This is a genomic window from Chryseolinea sp. H1M3-3, from assembly GCF_029360725.1.
Classification (GTDB): Bacteria; Bacteroidota; Bacteroidia; order Cytophagales; family Cyclobacteriaceae; genus Chryseolinea.
In genome coordinates, this window is record NZ_JARKMY010000010.1 from 195243 (window position 1) to 220949 (window position 25707).

Annotated in this window: 19 protein-coding genes; 7 read left to right on the forward strand and 12 right to left on the reverse strand. The window is 42.4% G+C overall.

From position 1 onward, the window contains the following. The first annotated feature begins 67 nt into the window (after positions 1-67). A complete protein-coding gene (gene mgtA / locus P2W71_RS17785) occupies positions 68-2584 on the forward strand; it encodes a magnesium-translocating P-type ATPase (protein WP_276372660.1) in 2517 nt (838 codons plus the stop codon). Positions 2585-2760: 176 nt separating this feature from the next. Here mgtA and P2W71_RS17790 read toward each other — a convergent pair whose 3' ends face one another. After that, positions 2761-4686 carry a tetratricopeptide repeat-containing sensor histidine kinase gene (locus P2W71_RS17790; RefSeq protein WP_276372661.1) on the reverse strand — a complete coding sequence of 642 codons (1926 nt, stop codon included), beginning with the start codon at positions 4684-4686 and terminating at the stop codon, positions 2761-2763. Between the two features lie 446 nt (positions 4687-5132). On the opposite strand from P2W71_RS17790, the gene P2W71_RS17795 reads away from it, so the two are divergent. Beyond that, positions 5133-7883 carry a sugar-binding domain-containing protein gene (locus P2W71_RS17795; protein WP_276372662.1) on the forward strand — a complete coding sequence of 917 codons (2751 nt, stop codon included), beginning with the start codon at positions 5133-5135 and terminating at the stop codon, positions 7881-7883. Between the two features lie 116 nt (positions 7884-7999). On the opposite strand, the gene P2W71_RS17800 is transcribed toward P2W71_RS17795, so the two are convergent. The 4 genes from P2W71_RS17800 to P2W71_RS17815 form a co-directional block, all read right to left on the reverse strand. After that, on the reverse strand, positions 8000-10081 hold the full coding sequence (locus P2W71_RS17800; RefSeq protein ID WP_276372663.1) for a DUF3857 domain-containing protein: 2082 nt from the start codon (positions 10079-10081) through the stop codon (positions 8000-8002). A 34-nt stretch (positions 10082-10115) separates the two neighbouring features. After that, positions 10116-12005: a transglutaminase domain-containing protein gene (locus tag P2W71_RS17805; protein WP_276372664.1), complete on the reverse strand. Its 1890-nt coding sequence runs from the start codon at positions 12003-12005 to the stop codon at positions 10116-10118. Between the two features lie 334 nt (positions 12006-12339). Further along, entirely contained in the window at positions 12340-14706 is a 2367-nt protein-coding gene (locus P2W71_RS17810; protein WP_276372665.1) for an ABC transporter permease, read from the reverse strand. A 176-nt stretch (positions 14707-14882) separates the two neighbouring features. Continuing rightward, a complete protein-coding gene (locus P2W71_RS17815; protein WP_276372666.1) occupies positions 14883-15953 on the reverse strand; it encodes an acyl-CoA desaturase in 1071 nt (356 codons plus the stop codon). 421 nt (positions 15954-16374) lie between these two features. On the opposite strand from P2W71_RS17815, the gene P2W71_RS17820 reads away from it, so the two are divergent. The 4 genes from P2W71_RS17820 (at position 16375) to P2W71_RS17835 (ending at position 19928) form a co-directional block, all read left to right on the forward strand. Then, a complete protein-coding gene (locus P2W71_RS17820) occupies positions 16375-16731 on the forward strand; it encodes a hypothetical protein (RefSeq protein ID WP_276372667.1) in 357 nt (118 codons plus the stop codon). A 19-nt stretch (positions 16732-16750) separates the two neighbouring features. Continuing rightward, positions 16751-17206, forward strand: coding sequence for a cold shock domain-containing protein (locus P2W71_RS17825; RefSeq protein WP_276372668.1), 456 nt, complete (start codon positions 16751-16753; stop codon positions 17204-17206). A gap of 127 nt (positions 17207-17333) precedes the next feature. Next, entirely contained in the window at positions 17334-18326 is a 993-nt protein-coding gene (locus P2W71_RS17830) for a nucleoside hydrolase (protein WP_276372669.1), read from the forward strand. 246 nt (positions 18327-18572) lie between these two features. After that, entirely contained in the window at positions 18573-19928 is a 1356-nt protein-coding gene (locus tag P2W71_RS17835; RefSeq protein WP_276372670.1) for a DUF6600 domain-containing protein, read from the forward strand. Between the two features lie 130 nt (positions 19929-20058). Here P2W71_RS17835 and P2W71_RS17840 read toward each other — a convergent pair whose 3' ends face one another. The 6 genes from P2W71_RS17840 to P2W71_RS17865 form a co-directional block, all read right to left on the reverse strand. Further along, positions 20059-20922 carry an RNA polymerase sigma factor RpoD/SigA gene (locus P2W71_RS17840; protein WP_276372671.1) on the reverse strand — a complete coding sequence of 288 codons (864 nt, stop codon included), beginning with the start codon at positions 20920-20922 and terminating at the stop codon, positions 20059-20061. A gap of 28 nt (positions 20923-20950) precedes the next feature. Continuing rightward, positions 20951-21295, reverse strand: coding sequence for a hypothetical protein (locus P2W71_RS17845; protein WP_276372672.1), 345 nt, complete (start codon positions 21293-21295; stop codon positions 20951-20953). A 53-nt stretch (positions 21296-21348) separates the two neighbouring features. Then, on the reverse strand, positions 21349-21609 hold the full coding sequence (locus P2W71_RS17850; protein WP_276372673.1) for a hypothetical protein: 261 nt from the start codon (positions 21607-21609) through the stop codon (positions 21349-21351). Positions 21610-21653: 44 nt separating this feature from the next. Continuing rightward, positions 21654-22724: a ketoacyl-ACP synthase III gene (locus P2W71_RS17855; RefSeq protein WP_276372674.1), complete on the reverse strand. Its 1071-nt coding sequence runs from the start codon at positions 22722-22724 to the stop codon at positions 21654-21656. Beyond that, positions 22724-22978, reverse strand: coding sequence for an RNA-binding protein (locus tag P2W71_RS17860; protein WP_276372675.1), 255 nt, complete (start codon positions 22976-22978; stop codon positions 22724-22726). The genes P2W71_RS17855 and P2W71_RS17860 overlap by 1 nt, the downstream gene beginning before the upstream one ends. A 360-nt stretch (positions 22979-23338) precedes the next feature. Then, positions 23339-24064, reverse strand: coding sequence for a carboxypeptidase-like regulatory domain-containing protein (locus tag P2W71_RS17865; protein ID WP_276372676.1), 726 nt, complete (start codon positions 24062-24064; stop codon positions 23339-23341). 180 nt (positions 24065-24244) lie between these two features. Here P2W71_RS17865 and P2W71_RS17870 point away from each other — a divergent pair, with 180 nt between their 5' ends. Continuing rightward, entirely contained in the window at positions 24245-24529 is a 285-nt protein-coding gene (locus tag P2W71_RS17870; RefSeq protein WP_276372677.1) for a hypothetical protein, read from the forward strand. 267 nt (positions 24530-24796) lie between these two features. On the opposite strand, the gene P2W71_RS17875 is transcribed toward P2W71_RS17870, so the two are convergent. Then, the gene (locus P2W71_RS17875) at positions 24797-25642 is read right to left on the reverse strand and encodes an energy transducer TonB (protein WP_276372678.1); all 846 of its coding nucleotides are present in this window, start codon (positions 25640-25642) and stop codon (positions 24797-24799) included. Positions 25643-25707 lie beyond the last annotated feature (65 nt).

Sequence of the window (25707 nt, forward strand, 5' to 3'; positions counted from 1 at the left end):
TTTCTATTTTTAGCAAACGTGCTTGCTGGAATGAAAAAGTATTTAGTGCATATTAAGTCCTACGGGAATGATTGAACCTGATGCTTATTGGGGCGTTCCCGTCAACGAACTATTGATACGCCTGGCGTCTAGTGCTACAGGGCTTACTCAGGCAGAAGCGCTAAAGCGAAAAAACAAGCCCGGCCGCCAACGGCAGCCAGCCTGGGTAAAAGATTTCTTACTTTTTACCGGGCAGTTTAGAAACCCGCTGATACTTATCTTAATCTTTGCTGTTATCCTCTCTGCTATTCTTGGCGAGCATACCAATACCATTATTATCCTAGGCACAATTCTACTAAGTAGTACGCTAGGCTTCTGGCAAGAAAGAAACGCTGGCCGCGCGGTTGAAAAACTGCGTGCTATCGTGCAAGTGACTGCAACGGTAGTCCGCGAAGGCATCACCATAGACATTCCGGCAGGAGACGTAGTGCCTGGGGATTTTATCGTATTAAATGCGGGTGATATCATTCCTGGTGATGGCGTGCTCCTCGAGGCTAATGATTTGCATGTCAACGAGGCCACACTTTCAGGTGAATCATTCCCTGCCGAAAAGCAAACCGCTATCCTGCCGATAGATACACCGTTACCTCATCGCAAGAACTGTATTTTTCAGGGTACAAGCGTTGTGAACGGCTCCGCCAAAGCGTTGATGGTTATGGTGGGGGAAAATACGGAGTTTGGAAAAATAGCCAAGACACTGGAGGGGCATCTTCCAGAGACGGCTTTCGAAAAAGGAATTCGAAAGTTTGGATACATGCTCATGCGCATCACCCTGTTGCTTTCATTATTCATCCTTGTTCTCAATATCTTTCTTGGAAAGCCGGTCGCGGAATCAATCCTGTTTGCATTGGCCCTTACTGTCGGAATGGCTCCGGAATTATTGCCCGCCATCGTAACCATTACACTATCTGCAGGAGCAAAAAGAATGGCGGAGAAAAATGTAATTGTTAAAAAGCTTTCATCGATTCAAAATCTGGGTGCTGTAGATGTTTTCTGCTCCGATAAAACGGGGACGCTAACAGAAGGGGTTATTGAAGTACAGGAAACCGTTGACATCAGAGGGATTCATAGTGACAAGGTTCGTCAATTTGCTTTTCTCAATGCCAATTTTGAAACAGGATACACTAATCCTCTGGATGAGGCTATCCGGAAACTGAAAGACGTTGTAGTTGATGATTATAAAAAATCAGATGAAGTGCCGTATGATTTCATTCGGAAAAGAATTAGCATCGTGGTGGTTCACAACGGTAAGCACATCATGATTACCAAAGGTGCTGTAAAGACAGTTCTGGATGTGTGCGATACTGCAGAGATAATCGAAGACAAAATTATTCCACTGGAAGAAATAAGAAAACAAATAGAAGAAAGTCACCAAACCTACAGCACCCAGGGACTTCGGACGTTGGGCGTTTGTTATAAAGATGTAACAGAAGATCCAATCATTAATAAAGATGATGAGACGGAAATGACATTTATTGGCTTCATAATTCTGACAGATCCGTTAAAGCCAAACATAACGGAGACACTATCTGACTTAAAGCATCTCGGGATTACCTTAAAATTGATCACGGGTGATAATAAATTGGTAACTACCCACCTAAGTGATCAGATAGGATTACGCTCGGACAACATCCTAACAGGGAGCGACCTCAGACAAATGAGTGCTGACGCACTCTCAATAAGAGTTAAAGATACCGAGGTGTTCGCTGAAACAGAACCGGATCAAAAGGAACGATTAGTAAGAGCACTTCAAAAGAACGGCAATGTGGTTGGATACATCGGCGATGGTATTAACGACGTGACCGCACTGAAAACAGCGGATGTGGGTATTACCGTCGACTCGGCCGTGGACATCGCTAAAGACACGGCGGATATTGTCTTCCTCCAGAAAGATCTGAATGTACTTAAGGACGGCATTTTGGAAGGTCGAGAAACTTTCATCAATACCTTGAAGTATATTTATATTACTACAAGTGCCAATTTCGGGAACATGTTTAGTATGGCGGGCACGTCCTTGCTTTTGCCATTCCTGCCCCTGCTACCCAAACAAATACTACTTACTAATTTGTTGACAGACGTTCCCGCGATGGGCATCGCTTCCGATCGTGTCGACAATGAACTCATACAAAAACCACAAAAATGGAATGATAAACTCATCAAGAATTTCATGATCGTTTTCGGTTTACAAAGTTCGATTTTTGATTTTCTCACCTTTGGAACCTTGTTATGGTTTTTTGAGGCGGACGCCGGGCTCTTCCGAACGGGCTGGTTTTTGGAATCGGTGCTGACTGAAATCCTGATACTTCTTGTTATTCGAACGCAGCGACCGGTATTCAAAAGCCATCCAGGAAAATTTTTGATCGTTGCATCATGTTTTACCGCTGCTATAGTTATAATTCTTCCTTATACTTCATTATCCAACCCATTAGGATTTGTTCCCATTCCTTTACCTGTCCTAATTGGTATGGCAAGTATCGCACTGATATATGTTCTTGCCACTGACATAACGAAACGAATGTTTTTTAGGAGCACGATCAAACAATAAGCTGGTCGTTAGCATCAATGGCTGCCGCTGTTATTGTAATTCCTGTGACGTTCTATTTCCCATAGAAGGATGCGCAGTGTGGCTAAACCAGGACTTCAGAACCGGAGTAAAATAAATTTTCCCGATCCCCTTCCGTCAATCTAGATTACTGGTTAAAAGTGCCTGATACGCTTATCTTAAGATGCCAGCGGTAACGTAAACGTAAAAATCGTACCCTCATGCTCCTTGCTGTTGACCCAAATGTTCCCACCGTTCTTGGAAATCATTTCTTTGGTAATGATCAACCCGAGCCCACTTCCCATTTCTTTGTTGGTACCCACTTTTGAAAAATGCTTTCCGGGTTCGAAAAGATTCCGGAGCTCGTCCTCGCGCATGCCCAGTCCGTTGTCTTCCACGTAAATCTCAAGACTATCCGCATTTACTTTTCCGGCTATTCTTATCACACCGCCGATAGGGGTAAATTTTACCGCATTAGCCATCAGGTTACGAAGTATTATTTCCAATTGTATTTTATCACCCAACGCTATCAGGTCAAAATTTAGATCATTTCGAAGTTGGATGCCTTTATCATCTAAAACGCTCTTCAATTGCAGGGCTACATTGTTAACGAGGTTTGCCATGACCAGCCGTTGCATTTCCACCTTGGTTTGGCTTAATTCAGCTTTTGCCCACTGCAACAAACTCTCCAAAATATTGTCTGAAACCTCCAGCTGCTGCCGTAGCCCTGAATACAACGCCCGTACATCATCATGCTTTACTTTTCCATCCGCAAGAAATATAACCATCGATTTTAGGGTAGCGATCGGCGATCGTAAATCATGACTTAAGACGGAGAATAATCTTGCCTTGACACGGTTGAGTCTTTCAAGCTCTGCATTACTTTCCGATAATTTACTATTAAGTTTTTTGCGTTGAAGACCAGTGTTATACGCGTTCACTGCCCAAATAGTCATTAAAACGATAATGATTCCAAAGGCAATTGCTATATACCGTTGCTGCTGAATGACCAACACATTCGCTTCATTAATTTTGGTTAACAGCTCGACTTCATGTTGTTTGCGCTCGAAGGTATAAGTTGATTGCAATTGTTTTAAACTGCGACCATTTAGCTTTAATTGCTTTTGCTGTGCAATCTCATGGAACTTTGTATAATAGTCGAACGCTTTTTTGTGATCACCCAATGAGGAATATATCAATGCGTAAGTTTCGTTAATATAATCCATGGGATTAAAAAAGTCGTTAAATCTAATCTGCCTGTCCTCTACGATCTGCGTGGCGCTGTCCAAATACAACTTTGCGAGTTCGTAGTCTGATTTTGACCAATAGATTTTCCCCAAGTGCGCGTATGTTTCTATCTCATTTTCAAATTCCAGCGTGTTTTTTACGAATTTTAGGTTCCTGGAATAGTAGTATAAGCTGCTGTCATAGTTTGCCGTCTTCATGTGAATGCTACCAATATTGCCTGCAAGTATTCCCATCCATACGGTATCCCTATACACTTGGGCGATGCGGTATGCCTTTCTGAATTCTATGGTAGCTTTCGAAAAATTTTCTTTATGTCGCTCAATAAGTGCGAATCCGTTGTAGCAATTGATCTTCATCCGGTGACTAAGAGAATCACCCCCTAGCGCCAACGTTTGGAGATAAAATGTTTCAGCCTCTTCATAATTTTCAGCCTTATGATGTATCAGTGCGATCTCAAATGACGCTAGTGCCTGCGCATGCTTTTTATTTTGTTTACCATACAGATCGGCACTTTCCATAAAAAAAAGCAACGCCTCATCTACCCTGCCATCACCAAACAGGGTGGCTGCCCATCCATAGACGCCAGGCAAAATGGCGTCGGCATAAGGCTTTGATCGTGCAATTGTAACAATGCGCATGACATCTTCGTCCTGAAATGAAATGGGTTTGCCGGATTTGAAATCCTTTACCATTGTACCAAAAATCTGGTCGAATTGCTGAGAGGTCGAACTTTCCTTGAGCTTTGAAATGTAATGAGAAACATCCTGCGCGGATACCTGAAATGACGATAAAGCCAGTAGCAGAACAGTTGTGTAGGAATAAATCCAATCTCTGTAGGGGATAGAGATACGAAACATGTGAGAGTTTTAATCAAAGTTAAATTTCCACTCAATGGTTTACCGGTGTTTCAATTCGGCTTCCTTAGGCTTGCAAGATTTTTAACGAATATGTAAGTTTTACTAACGTTAGCAGACCCGCTGTCAGCTCCTCAAAAAGTCATCTTTCTGTATTGAGCGGCAAAGGAATCATGCTAACGACTACTGATGTCTACATTTTATACTACATCCTCGGTTCCCCGTTGCCGAGTCCTTCACACGCTACAAGAGGAAAGAAGCATTCGCGAAATTATGCTCTCAAACTTCGCCAGTATCTTGGTCTATCAGCTACTTTTGTGGTAAAATGGCCATGATTCTTCAACGATAAGAGCAGCGATTCGAGCGAATCTGATATTTAAACACGCAACAAAACCTTATTGAAGATAGGCCAACCGATAATCGATTCATCGAAAATACTATCTTCGATCATGAAAAAATCCCTAACTATCCTATATCTATTCGTGTGTTTTTCACACGCTGTTCATGCTCAAACCATTCCGCTACCGGAGCACCCTCGACCCGATTTTGAAAGACCTTTGTGGCAAAATCTAAATGGCGCCTGGCAATTCGAATTTGATTCGCTGGATGAAGGTTTAAATAAAAAGTTTCACGAAGGAAATGCATCTTTTACCCACCGGATAACAGTACCTTTTCCGTGGGGTTCTGCCTTGTCGGGTGTAGCAGATAAATCGGACATCGCCTGGTATAAACGTGAAATCCGTATACAACCGGAATGGCAAAATAAAAGAACCTTTGTTACCATTGGCGCATCTGACTGGGAAACAACGGTTTGGCTGGATGGAAAATTGCTAGGGAAGCATCAGGGAGGGTACACGCCCTTTTCTTTTGAACTAACACCCTTTGTAAAATACGGCCAGGCTCAACAACTAATTATTCGTGTTGACGATAAACGCCGGGAGTTCACATTATACGGCAAACAAGGATATGGAAATGCAAGAGGCATTTGGCAAACAATATTCCTCGAGGCGCGCGGGAAAGAATTCATCGACGTCATTCATTTCAGACCGGATATTGATAAGGGAAATGTTACGGTAACTGTGTACGCCCCAGAAGAAACGACAGCAGATCAAAAAATCAATGTTTCTATTCAAACACCAACCTCACCCATTGTAAAAGAAGTCACACTTCCCAAGGGCAAAGATAAAGTCAGTTTAACCATACCACTTCCGCAGCCACGCCTTTGGTCATTAGAAGATCCTTACCTCTATCAGGCAGAAGTAAAATTGAACGACGATGTTGTGAAGACATACTTTGGAATGCGAAAAATTTCCGTAGTCAATCTTCCCGGAACAAATTTCCCCTATGTTGCGCTGAACAATAAACCCGTTTACCTTCAACTAACACTCGATCAATCCTATCACCCGGAAGGTTTTTATACGTTCCCCAGTGACGCGTTTATGCGGAAGGAAGTCGAGTTAGCGAAGTCCATCGGACTGAACGGAATCCGTCCGCACATCAAAGTAGAGATTCCACGAAAATTATATTGGGCCGATAAACTAGGTGTGCTTGTCATGGCTGACTTGCCTAATAGCTGGGGCGATCCGGATGCAAAGATGCAACACGAAGCAGAACAAACGCTTCGCGAAATGATCAAAAGGGACTTCAATCATCCGGCGATTTTTACATGGACCATCTTTAATGAGACCTGGGGACTTCGTACCCGCATGGAGGAAGACGGAAAACGTGTAGAAAAATATTTACCTGAGACGCAACAGTGGGTTGCATCGATGTATTATCTAGCCAAGTCGTTAGACCCTACCCGTTTGGCGGAAGACAATTCAATTTGCTGTGGCGCCGGCCACACACAAACTGATATCAATTCTTTTCATGACTACCTGCCTGGGTGGGAATGGGAAGATCACTTAAAAGATCTCACAGAGAAATCTTTTGAGGGAAGTACATTTCAGTTTGAAGAAGGATTTAAACAGGGGAAGCAACCTAAAATTAATTCAGAATGTGGAAATGTGTGGGGATATGAAGGAAGCACCGGCGATGTGGACTGGAGCTGGGACTACCACCGTATGATCAATACCTTCAGAAAATATCCAGAAATGGCAGGCTGGCTTTATACAGAACATCACGACGTGATCAACGAATGGAATGGCTATTGGAGATTCGACCGTACAAATAAATTTACCGGTATCGAAACGCTGTTTCCAGGCATGAAGCTGAACGATTTGCATGCACCCGTATACATTTCCACTGGGAACGAGATCAGCAAAACCGTAAAAGGAGGAGAACAAATATCTATCCCGTTGTACATTTCTTCCATGACGGAAACTGATTATGGAAGTCAGTTGAACCTTTCGTATCAGCTACAGCTTACCAATGCAATAGGCGAAACGATACCTGTTGCAAAGGGATCTCAGGTTGTGAGTTACCAGCCCTACATTCAAAAACAATTAGAGTCACTTTCATTAACAATGCCTGATCAGCCCGGATTAGCTATACTCACTTTACAACTTGAAGACAAGAATGGTGCGGTGCTTCACCGGAATTTTATGCATCTCGAGATACTTACAGATAAAAAGTTGCCTAAGACAGAAATCATCACTGTTGCTCCTGGTGCATTCACCAACGCGTCCTTTAGTAAAAAGCAATGGAACATCTTAGAGGGTTTAAAAGTAAATGGCGCGGGCGAAGGATATTTCGAATACACGATTCCATTGGATAGTAAAATGGATATTGGCGCTGTAAAGGAAGCATACTTTCTGATTGAAATATCTGCCAAAGAATTGTTTGTGAAAGATCAGGATGTTAAGGAAAGAACCGACGTCAATTTTATGTTAGGCGCAAAGGCATCGCCTAGCGGAAATCCCAATTCCTATCCGATGACGGACGAAACATTGTATCCTTCGAAGGTCACTGTTTTAGTTGATGGGAAGACAGCACTCACGACCACATTGCCAGATGATCCAGCTGATCACCGGGGTGTGTTATCATGGCATTATCAGTTAAAAGACAAAAAATTAAGAGAGGCCGGATCGTATGGATACCTAACAAAAGTGCCGGTCTCGAAGGCGCAATTAAAAACTGCTGTTCAAAACGGAAAGCTTGTCATTCAAATTAAAACGGTGGGAGATGGTGGCGTTGCTGTCTACGGTAAGTCCTTCGGTAGGTATCCGGTAGACCCTTCGTTAGTTCTTAAAAAGCGTTGACAGTTTATAAATCAGAAATCACAGGTCATTGCAACCATGAAGAGACACAACATTATGCTGGAGAAGTCGACCTTGACGCAAAAGCTTATTGTTGTGTCCTTTTGCCTTACAGCTGACTAAGTTTTCTTTAATAAGATCTTCGCCGTATAAAAATCATTGGCGGCTGTCAGGAAAGGTGTTAGTTGTTTCCATTCCGCCGCTGTGTATGCATTTTTGTTATAGACTTTCTTTGTCTTAATGGTAACAACACCATTGGCAACTGTAGCAGATGAAATAAATGCTCCCGTGCTGTTCTCCGTCTTTTTATTCAAGTTCTCAAGACCTTCAACTCGATAACCGGGCGGCACTGTCAGCGTTATCTCATACTGGAACGAGCGCGCAAACGGCATGTAGATATCCCTGGTTCTGTTTTTCTGATCGTCTTTGATTTCAGTTTGCTTTTCGATAAGTTTTCCGATCTCGATGATCATATTTTTACCGGCCTTCTTCGTCAGGTTCTCCAATGTAAATTCGTCAGCATATTCCGTATTCGGTTCAGTATCCCACATACCGATGGTCTTGATGTTCAGGTTTTTGTAGTCAGCTACCTTCACTTCCATCTGGGTTTCCAAATCCTTTTTTATGCGCTCATCTCTATCGTGATAATCCTGCGTCAGTCGTTGCTCGTATTTTGTTTTCTCTTTATTAAATTCCTTGAGAATACCCTTCATGAGATTTGAGCTCTGTACCTGGTATTTGGGCAGGTCATACGCCTTCATGTAATCATAATTAGTGAAGATGAGATATTGATGAGACATTTTATTATGTCCCTTCGCAACGACATTTCGTGATACATTTAGCTGACCCATGTCATTGGGATTAAAAGCGAGCTTCAACGCGGTGGCTGTGCTATTATCGTCTGCCTGAGATACACCGATCGGGTATTTCGTTGAAACTTTGGAAATGGCTTCACTGCCCTCATAGAGATATGGGATTTCATTAGGCAAAGAGAATGGCGTTGGCCGCATCATATAAACCGCGGGCGTCGTATTGATACGGATAAAGAATTCGCATGAACTCATGTTCACAAGACTCTCCCAAGGTGCTAGATCACGTGATGGCGCGATTACAATATCATGCGGTATCTTCGCCTTTTCAAGGTATTTATCTACTAGCAGAAAAAACCGGTTGCCACTCAACGGTGCGTCTAATGGATTACCTAATTCTATATCGTAATAGGCTTTCATATAGATGGGATTGCGTAGCAGGAAATAAATTTCTTTGAGGATTAGCTGCGGATCTTTATTCTTCTTGAAATTCCCTTCCATAAAATCGGCCATGTGACCAATGTCAGAAATGTTACGGCCAATGCTGGACAATAAGTTCTTTGCTTCAGTAGCAACAACAGGTTTTACATCCTCATTTGTTACACGATACCGGAAATGCGGCGCCGACTGATAGGGATAATGCCACAGTAATTCAGGCGTTTTGTCACGCATGTCATCCTTCATTGTATAAATTACATCCCTGTCTTTTTGTTCCTTTGTAAACGCCGGCGCGCCATTGTAACTATCGTAATAAAAATTCAGCTGATGAGGAAGTGAGAATGAAATGGTATGGGAAACAACCGGGTATTTTAACTCCAGTAAGTATTCGTCACCAAAATTTGGCATAGTCATGCTTTCATCTCTTATCGCGACAAAATAATCTACGATATCGCCAGTCTCAAGATTGGGGATCGGAATTTTCAACTCTCTATTGCTTGTAATGTCGGTTTTCACGGCCTGCGACAAATCAACTTCTTTCGCAGTGCCATCGGGTTTAACGACCTTAATACCGATAACCCTATACGCTGATGCCTTTCCAAACAAATTACTTTTGATCGTTTTACTATTAAATGACAGTTCCGAAAAATCTGCGATGGCCGCCTTATCAATAAGCTTAATACGGTAATGATAATTCAGCTTCTCAATATAGAACCGGGAGACACTTGTAAGACCTGTCACCTTTGTTGTGAAATCCATGACGTACTCACGGTGGAAGGCAAGCAATACGGCAGACTCATTCTTCCATTTGTCCGGAATGGTCAGCGATTTAAATTCCTTCGGACAGTCAACCCAAAGATCTTGTTTAATTTTCTTTTCAATCTCCGACGATTGTGCCAGCGAAATGGCTACTGAAAGCAAAGACAATCCAACAGCAAAAAGTATTTTCCTCATAACAGCTGAATAGAAATAGAATTAATAATGACGACTATTTTGATTTAAGAATGATTTGATTCTCGTAGGCAGTAGCCAATTGCTTTACAGCTTTATTCCATCTTGGAAATGCGTTTTTATTGATAATGCCTTCCGGGATTTTTAATTCTTTCGTATAAATAATATTATTACCTGCCAGCTTGTACTGAATATTGAATGAAAATTCCGGCTCACTTACGGTAATCTGTTCAGGTAGATGCGCCACTGTAAATCCGGTAGGAATCTGTAATTCAACAGAAGTCTTTTTATAAATCCGCTCGCCGAAATCAATATCGCTTTGACGGGTATCTGCAATGATCCAGTCTTTAAAGTTTTTTGCCGGATCAATATCAATGTAATACTCGTTATTGAAAGAACTTACCGCCCCGGTATAAAGCATATCGCACTCGAGATCCAGTGGACCTCCCCGCTCTTTTAAGTCGGGCATTTTCAGGTTCGAGGTCTTCACATTTTTATTTCCGTGAGAAATGAAATCTTCCATGAATTCATCTTTACGATCATTCTTGGTGTAGTTATATTCGTAAAGAAAATTTTTCTTCGCCTCCCCTTTCAGGTTGATAACGTACTTACCGCGCAAGTCTTCACCTTGTATGGATGCTTTGATTTTACGGGAATCGATGTCCCTGTTTTTCTCGGTCTCCGTGATTTTATCGGCAATAAATTTATCACCATCTTCTATCATCACGGGACGATCTAATATACGCTGTGCGTTCTGTCCGAAAGGAATGTATTTCTCAGTAGCATCCAGGTAAAACTTTTTTCCATTCAGCAATAGTGTACAAATCATGTGATTGTTAACGGCAAGGCTGGGGATTGATTGATCATACAGGATGCGTCGCGTACCAATCCAGGTAAGACGAGCGTCGTAGCCCGCTACCTTAAGCATCTCCTTCATCAGATTGGCCATTCCTTTACAATCGCCGTAACGTTTTTCAAATACCGCATGCGCCTCATCAGGTTTGAATGCAGCGATTCCATCCTCAAAGGCAATGTAACGCACGTTGTCCTGCACCCAATAATAAATTGCTTTTACCTTCTCTTCGTCGGTGGTTTTATCCTTGATCAGTTCTTTAACGGTAGGCGCAAATATTTGTGTGTTTGGTTTTAACTGACGGGTAAGGCTGCTGTACCATGCATATAAGTCTTGAGGTGTTGCAAGTACATTGACTTTCTTGTCGGCAACCATCATTGATTTCACTAAAATCAACAGGTGGGGTTCACTGAATTGCATGCCACGATCGTATGAATCCTTCTCCAGGCCACGAAGATCCTTTACAACATATTCAATGATTTTTTGGTTAGCTTCTGTTTTCTCAGATTTAGTTATGGAAAATCGATCCAGGTTGAACTCCTTGATATCAAGTGTTACCTCGGCGGGAACAACAAAGGAAATTTTCTTTTCCTGTACGGGCAGATTCTCTGAGAAGTAAACAGATGTGAGATATTTCACATCATCGATTTTCTTGACGTTGGTCACATCCCAGACCTCACCTCGCTCCTTGAGCTTCAATGCGACGGTGCAAAATTTACTATCATCGTAGAAGAGACCATCCTGCGTGTAGCTGCCACATAACTTTGAATAGTCGGCAACCTTTTGTTTTAGATTACTTTCCGCAAAAAACTTTTCGACCCTCGAGTTCTGATCGTAATACTGCGTTCGGTAAATAGAAGAGTTGTATCTGAGAGATAGTAGTTTCTCGTTGGTGGACACAGTGATCTTCGCACCGACTTTAGCGTCTTTAACATACTCGTAGCGAATGTTGGATTGAAGAACCACGGCTTCTTTATCCTTGTATTGCTGTTGATATTTTTCAGCAAGTTTAGGATAATCCTGTGCCACTGCAAGGGTGGACAATGTTAGTCCAAGGAAAATAAGAATTTTCATAAAAAATAATGATGTTAATCCAACGATAAAGCCATCAAAATCAAAAAATGCGTTCTGTATATACAAATAAGTTAGTAGGAGGAACCGAAAATCGGCGGTACATGTATGATTTTGGCCCAAATAGTAATGGCGTTGGAACCGCAACGATCAGCGGATTACACACGTTGGGTGTTCCGTGATGTCTAAAGGGCGTTCAGGGCCTCACGACGAAGGATCGTGCTTCGGAATGCAACATGATGGAGCTCCTTCACACTTCAAAGTTGCTTCCGAGCAGCATTGTTAGGAAGCTGAATATTTTCTGTAGTTCACAATGGTGTTTCCGTTCTCGCAATTCTTACTCGTTTCGCAAAGATGTGGCCGGATTAGCATGCGCTGCACGCAGCGCCTGTGTACTCACAATAATCAGTGCAAACGCCAAGGCGATGAAGCCCGTTACAGGAAATACCCACCACGCAATATCCGTACGAATGGTGTAACGCTCGAGGTATTTTGTTAACAACCACCAGGCTGCCGGCGAAGCGATGACAAACGAAATAATTACCAGCAATGAAAAGTCTTTGGAGATCAATTGCACGAGGCTTGGAACAGAAGCACCTAGTACCTTTCTGATGCCAATCTCCTTGGTCCGCTGTTCGGCCGTGAAAGCTGCTAAGCCAAACAAGCCAAGTCCGGTGATGATTATTGTGAGCGTAGCAAACAAACTAGCCAATTGGCTGGTCAGGTTAATCGTCGTGAATTTTTTCTGAAACTCTACATCGGCAAAACGATATTCAAACGGGTAAGCTGGAGCATGTTTTTCAAAAATACCTTTTACTGTTGCGACAGATGCTTGCAGATCTTTGGTTTTCTTTAGCCGTACCGTTACAACATCGATCCACTCTGGATCAAGAACAATAAACATTGGTTTAACCGGATCATAAGGTGAACCCATCAGCACGTTTTCGGTAATACCGATCAATTTGCGCTTGCCTCCCCACAGATCCAGCTCTGTGCCGATAGGATCTTTAAGGTTCATCAGTTCGAGTGCCGCTTTGTTAATAATGATAGCCGATGTATCACTCTTGAAATCTTCAGAGAAATCGCGGCCTTCCAGTAACTTAATCCCCATTGTCTTGATGTAGTCGTATTCTGTGGCAATGGTTGTAAAAATGACGCGAAGATCTTCGGGTTTGCCAGGCCATCCTAGAAAATTATTGGAATTGATATCGGTAATCTGGCTATTCGATTTCGTCACAGCCTCGACTACACCAGACGCTAGCAAATCTAATTTAATGGGCCTGTAATTCTTTGACACTTCATTCGTGTAATTGACTGCCATGAGATTTTCCTGGTCATATCCAATTTCACGGTTTTTCACCAGTTGGATTTGCTGATAGATAACAATCGTTCCGATGATGAGAAGAATTGAAAATCCAAACTGAAGTGTAACCAATACCTTTCTTGGCGTGCTGGCACCTTTTCCAATGGTTGGTTTTCCCTTCAATACTTTAACTGGCTGAAATGATGATAAATAAAAGGCCGGATAACTTCCCGAGACAAAACCCGTGATAAATATCAATCCAAAAGCAAAAAGCCAAAATTCGCCTGACGTATAATCGATGAAAAGCTTTTTATCGACAAGCTGATTATAGTAAGGTAATACCAATTGTGCTACCAATACTGCCACCACAAATGCGAGGAAGGCAATGAATGTTGACTCGCCAATAAATTGCAGGATCAACTCTATTCTTCGGGAACCAACACTCTTTCGAACGCCCACTTCACGTGCCCTCCGTTCCGACCGTGCAGTCGCGAGGTTCATAAAGTTAATACAGGCTATTACAATGATGAAAATGGCAATGATCGTAAATAGCTGAACATAGTCATTCATGCCACCAGTCTCCACGCCATTATCGAAAGATCCATGCAAACGCCAACGTGAGAGTGGATAAAGAAAAAATTCAGGTTTTGTCTCTGTTTCTCCGTGCTCCTGGAGGAGCATACGGATATTCTTTTCCACCGCCAATTCGTTCTTGGGATCATCTAGCTCCACAAAGACTTGAAAAGAGTAGTTACCCCAGTTCGTCGTATTTTTCCTGACCCATTCGCTAACCTGTTCACGAAATTTCCAAGTCATGAGAAAATCAAATTCAAACGATGAGTTGGTGGGGATATTCTTTAAGACACCTGTTACTTGTAAATCATTTTCGTTATCGATGCGGATTACTTTGTTGATCGGATCTTCATTACCAAACAACGCCTGGGCTGTTGCTTCGGTGATAATCACTGATTTTGGATCATCCATTACCTGGGTAGCATTGCCTTTGAGCAATGTGAACTCAAACATTTCCAAGAACTCTTCACTGGCGAAATATCCTTTTTTCATCAGTCGGTTATCGCCAACCGTCAATAAATGTGTGCCACCCCAATCGGTCACTGCAGCACGTTTGATGCTTGCATCAGCTGTTTTCATGGCTTCATAGGTGGGGAGCGGCACGGAAGTCCACGAGCTGATCTTTCCGTCGAACTTGGCGTTCACCCATACCTGGTAAAGGCGATCATACTTCGGGTGAAATTTGTTAAAGGAGGTTTCGTCAAACACCCACAACAGTATCAAAATACTACAGGTGATACCGATCGCTAGACCCGTGATATTGATAAAAGAATAAAATCCATTCTTGCGCAGGTTCCGGATGGTAACCAGAAAGTAATTTTTGAACATGAGCTGAGCGTTATTATTAGCTTATACTCATGCCAGGGAAAAAGGTAACAGTTGGACGCTATTTTTTTCCATAGCAGGTTGAACGGCCGTACTAAACGCTGAGAACATCCCAGCGATCCGGCGCCAAGCCAAGCTTGAAGATGATGATCTGGCTTAATTAAGTCTCTCAGCAGGCTTTATGCGTTGCCTAGCCTTCGCAAATGAACGATGTGGGATACCACTGCTTTGAACATCGAATTGTATTCATTATAAACGATATTCGATTCACGGCATGCCTGTTTTACCAGCTTACTTATTGCCGGATAATGAATGTGACTGACCCGTGGAAACAGATGATGCTCAATCTGAAAATTCAAACCTCCTAGCAACCAATGCAATGTCTTGCTTGACGTGGCAAAATTCGCCGTGGAGTTGAGTTGATGTATCGCCCATTCCTGCTTGTCATTTTTGTCCGGACCCTCGACCACATGAAAGTGCGTTCCTTCGATAACATGAGCCAATTGAAATACGACGCTGATAGCCAGTCCACATGTAAAAGTGATAATCAAAAATCCGATGAGCCATGGCAGCCATCCTACCATAATAATGGGCACGACCATGTAAACAACGATGAACATGATTTTCGAAAACCAGAAGATGAAATGTTCCCTGGTAGCTAATTTCTTCCTTTCATTCATGGCAGAAACTTTCCCGGTGAAATATTTTTCAAAATCTTCATAGAAGATCCACGCCAGGTACGAGATGCTGTATAGTACAACCCAATAAATATGCTGGAAGCGATGATAGGAATGCCGTGGCTGACCTTCGTGCAATCGCATAAACGGTTTCACATCGATATCAGAGTCCATTCCTTCAATATTGGTATAGGTATGATGGTTGATATTATGTTTAATCTTCCAATAATAAGTGTTGCCACCCAACACATTCAGGAAATAAGCCGATGCCTGATTAATCCATGCGTATTTGGAGAAACTTTGGTGACCGCCTTCATGCATCACATTAAAGCCAATGACGGCGAGATTTAACCCTAAAATAACGGAAAGAAAAATCGCAACAGGCGCAATTGGTGTAAAGAACACCAACACAACATAAAGCGCTGCTGCTGAAAAAATCTGTAAAGCACCTTTGTAATACAATTTTTTGTTTCCTGCCGGATGTAATTTTCTTTCGGCAAAGTAGTGATCTACTTTTCCTTTAAGGTTTTTAAAAAAAGAACTTTGGCTGTTGTCGAATGTATATTTAATCATTATTAAGGGTTACTGTAAAGGTAACGTTATACAGCACATATTTTGTTCATTGCGAAGGCGAATATCTTGCTTTGCAGCCCCCATCACACCATCGCCCGCATTTAAGCTGACCCGGATGACATTGAGAAACCAATAATAAAGTGTATCTTTGTAGACTTTATTGAACAATCCAATTCATTCGCGATTATCTCCCTTTTTAGGCCTCCATCCTGAGATAATCATGGTTTTCGAAAGCTTGATAAAGCACTTGACCACTTTGATTTATACCACTATTAAGAGTATGAAAATATTGATGAGAGACTATTCACTATCCAACGTGCTTTAGAAATCCAGTCTGCATCAACATGAAAAGCTACTTTATATATCAAACTTTGGAAGGCGTATCGTTGGCGACTTTCTCTAAATTTTAAATTCACAATCTATGGACAAAATGAATGGCACGAGTGTAAAAACTTATATTCCTATATGGAGCAAATACCGCCCTGTCATCCTTAAACTGATGCTTGATTCCGCCGAAGAACCTCAGCATTATCAACTTTCAGGTCATGAATTTAAAGCTATGAATGCAAGACAAAAAGGCGGCTATCATTTTGTATTGCAAGTCATGAAAGGAAAAGCCATGAACAACATCAGAGAGTCACAAGCCGCGAAGGAATTACTGGAGATATTGCAACTGTCCCGAAAGGCGACTGAACTCACTGAAGTTTCACCATACGAGATCACACTCGACAAACAATTTGTTTTACATATTAGCAAAATGAGTCAACCCGCACTCTAATTAATCAATTCAATACTGCATGGCAAAATCACAAAACCGGTCTATTAAAAACGAAAAGGAAAAGAAAAAGCTTCAAAAACGACAAGAGAAAGAGCATCGGAAGGAAGAGCGCAAAGCGAATGCTAGAGATGGCAATTCCCTGGATGATATGATGGCATATGTTGATGAATATGGTAACATCAGCACCACGCCTCCAGATCCTATGAAGAAGATCAATGTCAAAGCGACTGATATTGTTATTGGCGTTCCGACACAAAGCGAAGAAAAAACCAATTCCGTTAGAAAAGGGCAGGTTACATTTTTCAATGCAGCGAAAGGTTACGGGTTCATTAAAGACAACATGACGGGCGATAGTATTTTTGTCCACGCAAATAGTCTAACGACATCTATTGACAAAGACGATCACGTCGAATTCGAAACACAGCGCGGTCCTCGCGGACTTTCAGCGATAAACGTTCAGAAAAAGAAAGCCTAAAGTTATTAAAAGAAGAAGCGCAGCCCCTGAAGTATATACTTTGAGCGCTGCGCTTTTTGCTTTTTAGGTTAACTGATTTTTATTTTTTCTTCTGCTGCCATATCTTTCATTTCCTGAAAATAATGGCATGAACCACTTCCCTACTAAAATAATGCTTGCTTGCTGCTTAGTCGTTGTGGGCTACGCAGCCGCCTCTCAACAAATACGTAAACCTGTGTCTGTAATCTTCGACACCGACATGGGTCCGGATTACGATGACGTCGGCGCGATAGCGATGCTGCATGCCTTTGCCGATAAAGGTGAAGCTAACATCCTGGCTACCATAGCAAGTACCAAATATGAGCATGTCGGTCCCGTGCTTAGTGTTTTGAATACATATTTCAAAAGATCCATGCTGCCCATCGGTGTTCCTCATGGGGAAGCTTCCGTACTTCGCGACACACAACATTGGAGTGATTCCCTGGTAGCAAACTATCCGCATCTTTACAGGCGAAACGAAGACCTGATGGATGCTGTCGAACTCTATCGAAAGATACTCTCAGCGCAACCCGACAACAGCGTCACCATTATCACGGTAGGTTTCCTTACCAACATTTCGAATTTATTACAATCCAAACCAGATGATTATTCACCCTTGTCGGGTGCAGACCTTGTGCACAAAAAAGTTCAGAAGATGGTGAGCATGGCAGGGAGATTTCCAAAGGGAAAAGAATTCAATGTGCAAATAGATGCGCCCGCCTCGCGATATGTCTTCACCAATTTTAAGAAACCGATAATTCTGAGTGGCTTCGAAATTGGAGCCAAAATCAAAACCGGGATACCATTGATCAACAATGCGAATATTACGAATAGTCCAATAAAAGATGTGTTCCGGATTTCCATTCCATTGGCAAAAGAAGATCAGCAGGGCCGCATGAGCTGGGATGAAACAGCTGTGTTGGTCGCGGTGCGTGGTGTCGAACCTTACTACAAATTACTCTGCGGCGCCATGGTTGTGGCACCCGATGGCAGTAATACCTGGAATCCCAATGGAAGAGGACACTGCCGGTTAGTAGAGGTTCAACAACCCCTGGTAGTACAAAAATTGATTGACGATCTGATCATGCATCAACCCAAATAAACCTGAGTTCAAGCCTGGACCAGGTAAGTTTGTCCCGATTCACTTTTTGAAGAAAATTCACGCGTCAGTCCTCGAATAACAAACGTGATTGAGGATCCACAGCATTTATTAATGACTCACATGCTGTTGTTTTTCGTTATTAACGGGCACCGTCGCCGCGCACAACCTCGAACGTCCTGGTGCAGTATGAAACAATAATATGTGGCATATTTTTCGTTTATAGTTTAACGTTAAATATAGACGGCCATGAAAAAATTATTGAATAGAGGATGGATGGTGATGTTGGTGGTAATGCTGAGTGCCTTTAGCATTTCGGATACCAAAGCGCAAAGCAGTGTGTCGCTACAGGTTTTTTATGATGAGCTTCAGCCGTATGGCACGTGGATGGACCATGGCCAACATGGTTATGTTTGGATGCCGCGTGTGGGGCCTGATTTCGTTCCGTATGCAACCAATGGTTATTGGATTCAAACCGAGTACGGAAATACCTGGGTCTCCGACTATAACTGGGGATGGGCACCGTTTCACTACGGCCGTTGGTTCTTCGATGACTTTTACGGATGGATGTGGGTACCCGATACAACATGGGGTCCTGCCTGGGTTGCCTGGAGAAGTGGCGGCGGCTATTATGGATGGGCACCCCTTATGCCCGGGATCGGTGTACACTTATCGTTTCATTATTACGACCGCATTCCACATCACTATTGGAATTTTGTTCCTTATCAATATGTCACATACCGCCACGTACAGAGACATTGTCTGCCACGGCCGCGCGTAGTAAACGTCATTCATCATACTACCATCATTACACACAATCATATTGACAACAGTAGAAATATTTATTTCACCGGACCGGACAGAAGAGAAATTGAGCGGCATCGCGGGGGAAGAGTTGAGATGCATTCAATAAGTGATCAGAAACGTCCCGGAAGAACTGAAGTGTCGGAGCGTACTGCTAACTTTTATAGACCAAACATAGACGGTACACGCGAGTCACGTTCAACATCAGTACCGTCTACCTACGTAAGGAAAGATCGCAGTGGAAATTTGGAACAGATTCATACACGGAACCAAAGGAGCTATGTGTCTCCCGAGAATAAAAATACTGACGCTGTTAATCCTTCACGGACGGAGCAAAGACAATCCAGCAATGGGTTTCGTTCTTTAGAAAGAGAAAGGTATAATCCCAGCCGCGAATCCGTTCCTACCCGCGACATGCAACGGAATGAATACACGCGACAACGGAATCAGGTAACCGAAAATGAAATGCCTGCACGCAACTACCGGCAGGTGGAACGTCAGCCAGAGAATAATGCACGCGACCGTTACGAAGCACCGCCTATTGAACGTGCTCCGGCGCAACGGCAGCGACAACAGCGAAACTATGAGTCGCAGCAGCAACAATGGCAGCAACCAAGTCAAAGACAAAATACCACCAGGCAACGCGAAAATGTAAATATCCAACGAGAACGCTTTCGCGAAAACACATCGCGCAGCCAGATGAATCAATCCCAGGGAACGCGGGAATATCGTAAAAGTGATTCCGGTAATTCAAACCGGCAGCCCAGCAAAAACACTAATGCAGGCAGGCTAAGGAATTAGAAATTTATCTTCAAATTTTGAAATACTACGAGCGTTTACTTGTGGTATTTTTTTTTTATTATCCTCATTAATACATCGATCAATAAGAACATGTTAACTAGGGGATCATTCTGAAAATTAACAAGTCGGTTTACTTTAAATAAGATCGCAGCGCATTCCCCTTCGTTCGGCGTCGCATTTGATTGATGGCTTTTTCTTTAATTTGCCTTACCCTTTCCTGCGTGATCGAAAACTGGATCCCGATTTCTTCAAGTCCCATGGCAGCTTTTCCTTTTAATCCATAAAATAACGTAATGATATCTGCTTCTCGACCGGAAAGCGTAGCGAGCACACGTTCAATTTCGGTTTGCAAGGAATGATAATTCAGCACACCATCCGGCGCCATGGATGAATCGTTTTGAAGAACGTCAAGCAGTGTAAGATCTTCACTTTGACGAACAGGCGCATCAATAGAATAATGTCTGCCGACCAAAGAAAGATTCAGGGTAACTTCTTCTTCATTGATATCCAAGGCATCCGCTAATTCCGAATCAGACGGTTCACGCTCAAGTCGCTGTTCCAGGACCGCCTGTGTTTTATAAATTTTATTGAATGAGCTTACCCGGTTTAAAGGCAAACGTACCACCCTCGTTTTTTCAGCGAGCGCCTGAATGATTGACTGACGAATCCACCATACCGCATAGGAAATAAATTTGAAGCCACGGGTTTCATCAAAACGCTGACCGGCCTTAATTAAACCAACATTCCCTTCGTTGATCAGATCATTCAACGAAAGACCATGGTTCTGATATTGTTTCGCTACTGAAACAACAAATCGCAAGTTTGCTTTCGTTAACTTCTCCAAAGCAATAGGATCACCAGCCCTGATTTTACGAGCAAGTTCAACTTCAGTGTCCGCACTTATCAAATCTAACTTTCCAATTTCCTGTAGGTATTTATCCAGTGATTGACTCTCTCTGTTCGTGACTTGTTTTGAGATGGTAAGCTGCCGCATGAAATAAAAGTAGTTTTAGAGGTTATGATTATTGATTTGATTGATTGCTATAGTCCTTCCACAATGCATACAATTGTTCATCCGCGATCAGATCGATCGCCATCAAATTTTCATTGACAAAAACAACGTTGTGCATCACTTGTAGCTGTCCACCACTTTCCCAGCGTACGTCACACGCAGTCTCTTCGCCCAGTATGCGTGTCGGAACAATCAGGGATAAAGCCGCCGGAATCATATAATGGTCCACGTATAACTTATATTTATCGGGAACGATCTTATAAGGTTTATTCAATTCCACCTTCGCAGATAGATTTTTTGACGTGTGGTCAGTCCGTCCAAAAACCAGGTTATTAATATGATAGGATTCCGCCATGACAGTTTATTTGTTTATGCTGATAAATTACTCATTATACAATAGCCATTCCGTTAATGGTGATCATCGGACTGAAAATTTGTTCTCCACCAGCTGGCAAAGCTGGAAACAGGATACTCTTTTGATAACCGGGAACAAAGATCCGTCACAGCTTCTTCAATGGTAGTACCCTGCAGCGGGGCATTTTTTTCAGCAAGCCGAATCTTAAAATACCCTCCCTCCGAAAATAAGGTCAGCTGTATATTTAAACCACTTGAATAGATGTGCTGCAACACCTCACCCACATTCGTCCTGTCAATAATCCGCTGGGCCATAGTTAAAGTTGTATACGTTTATATACTTAACACTATTAACGTTATTAAAATTGATATACTACTGCATTTATATTCATACCCGCCCCCACCGATGCCATCACAACTGTATCTGGATTCGTAATCGTGTGGCCTTTCAATTTTCCTTTTAAGATAAGATCCAACAATGTTGGAATTGTTGCAACGGAACTGTTCCCAAGCCACCCGATAGACATGGGCATTATCCCTTGCGGGATGTCGTCCTTCTCATACAATTTGAAGAGTCGTTCCAATATTCCGTTATCCAATTTTTCGTTTGCCTGGTGAATTAAAATCTTGCTGACGCTCTCAATTGAGACGCCGGCTTTGTCAAGCACGCTTTTTATTGCAAACGGCACATGTTTCATTGCAAACTCATATACTTTTCGGCCATTCATTTTAATGAACAAATCATCTTTGTTTGAGTTATAGGGCGAATAAGAATATGCCATATTTAGCAGTGCGGAGTGTTCTATGGCATGCGTTTGTGTCTTATGGGAAATAATTCCTTTATTATTTTCTAGCGATGCCTGGAGAATGATAGCGCCGCTCCCGTCACTGTAGATCATGGAATCGAGATCGTGCGTATCGGTAACGCGTGATAATGTTTCGGTGCCGATTACCAAACAACGTTTGGCATCTCCTGACTTGATGTAGTAATTCGCCTGTATAACACCTTCCAACCATCCCGGACATCCGAATGATAAATCATAGGCAACACAATCCGGGTTTTGAATGCCGAGCATCGCCTTGACACGTGAACCTAATGAAGGCACAAGACTAACGCGGTTGCTATCGTATGACACATCACCAAAATTATGTGCCACGATAATATAATCTAAGGTTTCGCGATCTATACCTGAAGTCTCCAATGCATCGGAGGCGGCAAGAAAAGCAAGGTCGGAGGCATTTTGTTCAGGCCTAGCGTATCGTCGCTCCTCAATGCCTGTAATTTCCTGAAACTTATCGATGATAGACCTGTTGCTTTTATACATCTTGGTCCCATCTTTTTCAAAAAACTGAACATTGGAGAAAGCTTCGTTCCTCACCCTTACTTCCGGAATATAACAACCGGTGCCAACTATCGTCGAGTTTATCATTAATAGCCGCTTGTTCTCTCTCTGGCTTTACTTACTACTAACCGTTTGCCGCCAACTTCGGCATTGGTCAATTTCTTAATTGCTTCTAACGCATCGTTGTCGTTGCTCATGTCAACAAAACCAAATCCCCTGGACTCGCCAGTGTATTTATCGCCGATGATTTTAACGGAGGTTACATTGCCGATGCCTTGAAACAGTGACCTTAGATCATCTGCTTTGACAGTCTGGCTGATATTGGAAACATATAAGTTCATAATAAATAGTTTTAAGATATTGAATCAGTAGTAAAAGGATCTCGTCTGGTCATTATAAATACTGAACAAGCACATACTATGGAACGGCTTACTCCTGATGTTACTACTAATTTTTAAATGCGATGAAAAGAAGCGATAAATGCGTTTAGTCTCCTGAAATAATTGAGGAGAGAATTAAGAGACTGAGCTTCCAAATGGAAATTAGTGCAGTGTATTAAGTGAATCCGCAATTGATAACTAAAGGTAGTGTTATTTGGGGTGGAAACCTAGTGAACGTAAAGGTGATCGGTATTCGGTAGTAAGGTAATCAGGTAAAGGGTAATCGGGTGGTCGGTAATGGGCGACGAAACGCGATTGTAGTTATGAAAATATGTTTTTGATCTTCCACCATATTCGCCGGGGACTAAACCGGCGGTAGGATATGGCGCCGACAACTAAACCGCCTAACTGAATGTCTTCCGATAACATCTGCATAGAAATTTCCTGATGCTGTTTTGTTATGTCCACAAGGTGTTCGATGCTTTTAAAACCGATAAAGGAAAATAGCAATAGCGGATTTGAAATTGAATCTTTCAACTCAATAAAAAACTGTCCTTCGGCGTTTGTTGTCGTGCCATTCACGGTCCCGCTTTGTAACACGTTTACACCCGGCATTACCTGGCCATCCTCTGACGAGCGAACGATTCCGGTTATGCGAATAGTTTTAGACAGTACCTGTGCAGGCACCTCACCATTTACAAAGGGTTCATATTGTTCAATCGGTGTTGATAGTTTTTCACTGACTTGCCCAGTTGCTTGCCGCGAAGAAAACAATAATAGAAAACTTCCGAATAAAACTGATACCCATGTTATTGGTTTCTTTCGGGTGGTATTGTACGTATATACTTTTAATTGATCTTGCCTGAAGCGACCACAAGCATTCGTGGGACGTGTTTTGAAATATAACTTAAGCTCGTCTTCTGTCCACTTGGTAAAGTCAATGACTTCTTTCTGACACGAAGAACAAAAGCCACCTTTTGCAGTAGTCGTAAATGAACTCCATTTCTCCTGACAAGGCGTTGGAATTTGGATTCGGATATTTTTCATGACCCATGGGGTTTAATATCCTTACGATGTTCCGAAGGTCAATTTTCCATAAACTGTAAGTGCATTTCTGATAACTCGATCCCATAGTCTCAGAAACGTATCCGATCTTCACGTATGAACTATACTATATGTTGCAACATGAATATTATGTGTAATTCTTTATAAAAAAGTTCGTGTTTGATGGAACGATTCGAACAATTTCCAGTTATACTTTTTATGACTACAACTACAACCCAACCAGAAATCGAGCAAATGGAGGCACTTATTGATGAGATGAGCATCACAATAAAGAACTTGGCTTCCCTTGCGACTGCGCACGGGCTGATGAGCCCTTACGTCAACCATCATCTTCATGATGTTGTAGACGGTGATCTTTCGACAAAATCTATTGATGAAACCCTGTCCAATCTAAAAAAAGTGAATGAAGGGTCTATTCCGGAATGGTCTTTTTTAAATGTCGGTTAGTTAAAGGTATAAGGAACGAAGAATAACTAACCAGGATTTACCGCAGCGGCACGGAACAACAGAGAAAAAATCTGAGTTCCGTGCCGCTTGGTTTATGCGTCAACAGAAAGTGCGGTTTGTACTATGAACTTCTAGGCGAATGCCGCAGTGCTTTTTTAACGGCCACGGTTTATATAAAATGCATTCTTCGATATACGCTGACGTTACTTTGATACACAAGTATGCCGCGCTGACAAGCATGGCACAGGATCAATTTGTTGCATACCACTACCCCAACTTAAACGCTATGGGCAAAACCAATCTCTGAAGAACAGGTTTTCCCTTTACTTTCGCCGGTGTCCAGGTGGTTTTTGTTCTCAATGCTTCGAGAGCAACTTCATCGCAGCCACCACCAATTCCTTTCAATACCTTGAGATCGCGGAGGGTACCGGTTTTATCTACTGTGAATTCGATAAAGACTTTTCCTTCAATCCCCGACCTTCGTGCCATTCGGGGATATTTCAAATCTCCTCTGATATCCTGATACAAACGTTCCATACCACCCTTATAAGCCGCGATTTCCTGAGCGACCATGTGAATGCTGTCACCGCTTATTTCGTCGATTAAAAAAGAAGCAATTAAAATAGAATCCAGGATCTCAACATGTTGTTCGCCATAATCAAACTTTTTCACATACCTGCCTGTACCGTTGACAAGCAATGGGGTTCCTGACTCATCGAATCTTTGATGGTACAATGTTTTCTCTTTACCATGAAAAACTTCTTCCGCCAATTGCCCATTCTCATAATATTCCTTACAAAGGCCGTTCGCAACCCCCTTAACATAATCACCTTCCTCCTTTATCCTACCATTTTCAAAGTACCACCGTACTGTTCCCTCAAATGTTTCACTTGGATATAATGTCGAGCAGACCGCTTCCATTTGAACCTGATCGTTAGATGCATAATAGTCGCGCACCAGGAAATGTCCATCGGGTTTATTTTCGACAATGCGGTAATACATCGCTCCTTCAGGTCCTGCAATTTTTGACCAATGCTCATCCATATATTGCTTTTCCTGCGCAAGCGCTGAACAGGACCATACAACGAAAACAATAACAAATAACTTTTTCATAGCTAAGGGTATAGGTTAAATTATAAAAATTCCTGATGTGTAAATTGCTTCTCCGCGAAGATAAG

Excerpts from the sequence above, each read along its gene's own strand:
- P2W71_RS17835 (WP_276372670.1), top strand. The coding sequence starts at position 18,573 with ATGAAAAAATTATTGAATAGAGGATGGATGGTGATGTTGGTGGTAATG.
- P2W71_RS17795 (WP_276372662.1), top strand. The coding sequence starts at position 5,133 with ATGAAAAAATCCCTAACTATCCTATATCTATTCGTGTGTTTTTCACAC.
- P2W71_RS17875 (WP_276372678.1), bottom strand. The coding sequence starts at position 25,642 with ATGAAAAAGTTATTTGTTATTGTTTTCGTTGTATGGTCCTGTTCAGCG.
- P2W71_RS17865 (WP_276372676.1), bottom strand. The coding sequence starts at position 24,064 with ATGAAAAATATCCGAATCCAAATTCCAACGCCTTGTCAGGAGAAATGG.
- P2W71_RS17870 (WP_276372677.1), top strand. The coding sequence starts at position 24,245 with ATGGAACGATTCGAACAATTTCCAGTTATACTTTTTATGACTACAACT.
- P2W71_RS17805 (WP_276372664.1), bottom strand. The coding sequence starts at position 12,005 with ATGAAAATTCTTATTTTCCTTGGACTAACATTGTCCACCCTTGCAGTG.
- P2W71_RS17810 (WP_276372665.1), bottom strand. The coding sequence starts at position 14,706 with ATGTTCAAAAATTACTTTCTGGTTACCATCCGGAACCTGCGCAAGAAT.
- P2W71_RS17830 (WP_276372669.1), top strand. The coding sequence starts at position 17,334 with ATGAACCACTTCCCTACTAAAATAATGCTTGCTTGCTGCTTAGTCGTT.
- P2W71_RS17860 (WP_276372675.1), bottom strand. The coding sequence starts at position 22,978 with ATGAACTTATATGTTTCCAATATCAGCCAGACTGTCAAAGCAGATGAT.
- P2W71_RS17815 (WP_276372666.1), bottom strand. The coding sequence starts at position 15,953 with ATGATTAAATATACATTCGACAACAGCCAAAGTTCTTTTTTTAAAAAC.
- P2W71_RS17825 (WP_276372668.1), top strand. The coding sequence starts at position 16,751 with ATGGCAAAATCACAAAACCGGTCTATTAAAAACGAAAAGGAAAAGAAA.
- P2W71_RS17855 (WP_276372674.1), bottom strand. The coding sequence starts at position 22,724 with ATGATAAACTCGACGATAGTTGGCACCGGTTGTTATATTCCGGAAGTA.
- P2W71_RS17850 (WP_276372673.1), bottom strand. The coding sequence starts at position 21,609 with ATGGCCCAGCGGATTATTGACAGGACGAATGTGGGTGAGGTGTTGCAG.
- P2W71_RS17820 (WP_276372667.1), top strand. The coding sequence starts at position 16,375 with ATGGACAAAATGAATGGCACGAGTGTAAAAACTTATATTCCTATATGG.
- P2W71_RS17800 (WP_276372663.1), bottom strand. The coding sequence starts at position 10,081 with ATGAGGAAAATACTTTTTGCTGTTGGATTGTCTTTGCTTTCAGTAGCC.
- P2W71_RS17845 (WP_276372672.1), bottom strand. The coding sequence starts at position 21,295 with ATGGCGGAATCCTATCATATTAATAACCTGGTTTTTGGACGGACTGAC.
- P2W71_RS17840 (WP_276372671.1), bottom strand. The coding sequence starts at position 20,922 with ATGCGGCAGCTTACCATCTCAAAACAAGTCACGAACAGAGAGAGTCAA.
- mgtA (WP_276372660.1), top strand. The coding sequence starts at position 68 with ATGATTGAACCTGATGCTTATTGGGGCGTTCCCGTCAACGAACTATTG.
- P2W71_RS17790 (WP_276372661.1), bottom strand. The coding sequence starts at position 4,686 with ATGTTTCGTATCTCTATCCCCTACAGAGATTGGATTTATTCCTACACA.